A 3,078-nucleotide genomic window follows, 5' to 3' on the forward strand; every position below is an offset into this window, starting at 1 on the left:
GCGCCGGCCATGTCGAAGTGAATCAGCCCGGGATTTTTTTTCATCTCCCCTTTGGGAGAGATGAAGGCAAGCTTGGCTTCCTGATCGATGAAGCGCCTGACCAGCCAGAAAGAGGCCAGCCGGTCGATGTAGGGCCGCTTGCGGGTAATCCAGGTCTTTCCCTGGTAATCCTCTTTTTTCAGAACCGCCGAGGACTCGTGGCCCGGCTCTTCGCCGGTCAGTACTTTAAGCCGGTCGACCAGGGAAGCAAGGAGCATAGCCATCCGCTCCGCCTGGCCGGTGGGGAAGAAGTCGATCTCCTGGATGGCCTGGAATTTTCTGGTGAATTTTTTCAGGATGGCTTGGAGTTCCCTGGCCTTTTCCTCCTGGTCCAGGGCTCCGGCTTCTAGGCTTTTGGCCAAGATTTGCACCTCTTCGTGCAGCCGGGAATAGTCCTCATCCCGGGCCTTGCCGAATAGAGCCTTGATCTCTGCTTCGGTAAGGTTTTCCACTGCTGGGCAGTGGAAGAACACCGCCTCCCCGCCCAGATCCTCCACCTCCCGGGCCAGCCACTGGAGGTGCTCGTAGTTCGCCTCGCTGAAAGGCAGCACGTAAAGGGAGCTTTTCAACTGCACCGCCCCCACCGCCTGGAGCCGCCGCCAGGCTTTCACCCGGACATTGGGATTCTTTGCCGGAACGGTATAGGAAAATATTAGCCACATATTTGCAACATCTATTTCATTGATAGTTATTTATATAACATTAATCAAGTGGCAAACCAAAAAAATTTCTGAGGTGGATAGCGAAAATTAAAGTTTGACAGCCCAAGACGGCTCTGGTAATTTTTTCTGAAATTGATTTTCAGTCTCAATTATGAAGTCCGAACGGGAAGTGTTCCAAGAATTTCTGGCCCGGAAAGGAATGCGTCTAACCCCAGAGCGGGAGGCCATTTTGACGGAGGTGTTCGCGGAGCACAACCATTTTGATATGGATGAACTTCATATGCGCCTTAGGACCAAAGGCCAACGCATCTCCCGGGCCTCGCTCTATCGGACGCTACCCTTACTGGTGGAGAGCGGATTGGTGCAGGAAGTCTTTTATGAGGATGGCCATATGCACTATGAGCATATCTATGGCCATGAGCACCATTGCCACCTGCGATGTCTAAGTTGCCGCAAGATCATAGAGTTTAGGGACCCGGCGGTGGGAGAGGCGGAAAAGCGGATAGGCCGGGCCAACGGCTTTAAAACGGTGGGACACCGGCTGGAAATCTATGGATACTGTTCCCAGTGCCGGGGAAATAAATAAAAGCAGAAAATTTTTTTGAATCAAGTATGAGAGTGAGTCTCAATTCCAGAATTCCTGGAGATTCCTATCCAGGATATCCTTCCGGAAAGTAACCTGGGCAACGCCGCGTACATTTGGTATTAAGAAAAAGGGGAGCTTGGCAAGATGATGCATAATTTTAAGGTTAAAATCCACGTCCAAACATTTCTGACTTGCCTTATTTCGGTTTGCCTGCTGGCAGGGCTGATTCCGGTAGTGCCGGCGGGGGCGCAAGTGGGTGTGCCCCTCCTGCTGGAAAAACCGGCAGTTGCGATGGCCGCGGCAGAAGAAGCTGAAAAAAAGAAAGAGGGGGCTCCTGCCACCTGCGGTCCCGTTGTCACTGACGCCTGTCTGCCCATCGATACCGGCAAGTTCTCCGTGCAGGTCACTTGGGCTCTGTCCTTCTATATGGGAAATTACTCCCCCAACTGGAGGTATATCAGCGCCGGCGGGGATTTCTACACCTTGTACATGCCGGTTAAATTCGCTTACGGACTCGCCAAAGACCTGGAGGTATATGCCATCATTCCCTTCCTTACCAACTGGGCCAAAAACGTGAACCCGAACCTGGCCGGCCCCAATGGCGAGCGTTCCGCCAGTTACAGCGGCATCGGGGATATGACGCTGATCGGCAAATACAACTTGGCGGCGGAGGGCGATTACCTGCCCGCGGTCAGCGCGGTGGCGGGATTTGCCACCATTCCCACCGGCCACGCCTCCCGCCTCAATCCGGGGCGTTTGCTTCAGGACGCCATCGGCACCGGTTCGCTAACCTTCACCACCGGGGTCAATCTGTTCAAATACTTGAAACCGGTTCTGGTGCATAGCCAAATTTGGATGAATAATCCCGTCAATATCTATAAGATCCGTGGAGAAGACAACCCCCAAAACGTCCGCAACCACGATTGGGTGAACTTCAACCTGGCCGCGGAATATCCCTTTACCAAGGACAAGAAATGGATCTTATTGATGGAGATGTATAGTAGCTGGACCTGGTCCAATATTTATACGACCCTGGGTTTTCAATCTCCCGTTACGCTGTTGGGGGTGCAGCCGGCTATCGAATACGTGGCCACGGACAAATTGGCCCTGGCCGCGGGTGTAGCCTTCGACCTGGTGGGCAAGTTCAACAATCGGAAGTTCACTCCGGTGGTTACTGTGCTTTATTCCTTTTAAGCAGGCTGTTATCCCTCAGATTAACGCCGGTTGCCAGGTTTCCAGGACCTTGCGTCTTCCTGGCATCATCTTGGGGTTCCTTCTTTTCCCTGCATAACCACAAGAAAAGCAGATAAGGAAACGCGAGTAGGGAAGGAGCGGGATTTTGCCACTTTACGGGTTGCTCTCGGCATCCGCAAAGGCTATCAGATTGCCGGAAGTTCTTGCTGGAGGCCGGGGTCACCTTTCCCATCGGCCTGAACCGGGAGACCCCGGACTGGGGCGTAATTTTTCAATTGCAGATAGAGACCCCTCCCTCGGAGGTAAAGCATCCTGCCCCGCATCTTAAAAAGACCGAGCACTAAAAGGGGCAGGCCTTTCATTTCTTCTGCCAGCCCCCTTCCTCCTCATCCTAAAAAGATCAAATTTTATTTAAAAACGCGCTATACCCATAGACGCCCAACTCAAACGCCGCCCGCCCCGATCTATAAAGCCGGTAATTGGGCTTATAGTGCAGGAGATACGTTTCTCCTTCCTCTAAGGTCAGGTTTATCTCCTTAGAGTATTGTTCTCCGGGAATACCGAAAAATATCCGGTGATTTCCCGCTTTCAGGCGCA

3 protein-coding genes are annotated in these 3,078 nt (G+C 52.6%); 2 read left to right on the plus strand and 1 reads right to left on the minus strand.

Annotated features, from left to right (window positions below; translation table 11 throughout):
- The coding region (locus tag HY913_10105; protein ID MBI4963618.1) for a chromate resistance protein at positions 1-701 on the minus strand (701 nt) is incomplete at its 3' end.
- Positions 702-930: 229 nt separating this feature from the next.
- Between HY913_10105 and HY913_10110 the strand changes: the two genes are divergently transcribed.
- Complete coding sequence (locus HY913_10110) at positions 931-1,287, plus strand: transcriptional repressor (GenBank protein ID MBI4963619.1); 357 nt, start codon at positions 931-933, stop codon at positions 1,285-1,287.
- 144 nt (positions 1,288-1,431) lie between these two features.
- The gene (locus HY913_10115) at positions 1,432-2,481 is read left to right on the plus strand and encodes a transporter (protein MBI4963620.1); all 1,050 of its coding nucleotides are present in this window, start codon (positions 1,432-1,434) and stop codon (positions 2,479-2,481) included.
- Positions 2,482-3,078: the final 597 nt, after the last annotated feature.

The sequence above is a fragment of the Desulfomonile tiedjei genome, from assembly GCA_016212925.1.
Classification (GTDB): Bacteria; Desulfobacterota; Desulfomonilia; order Desulfomonilales; family Desulfomonilaceae; genus JACRDF01.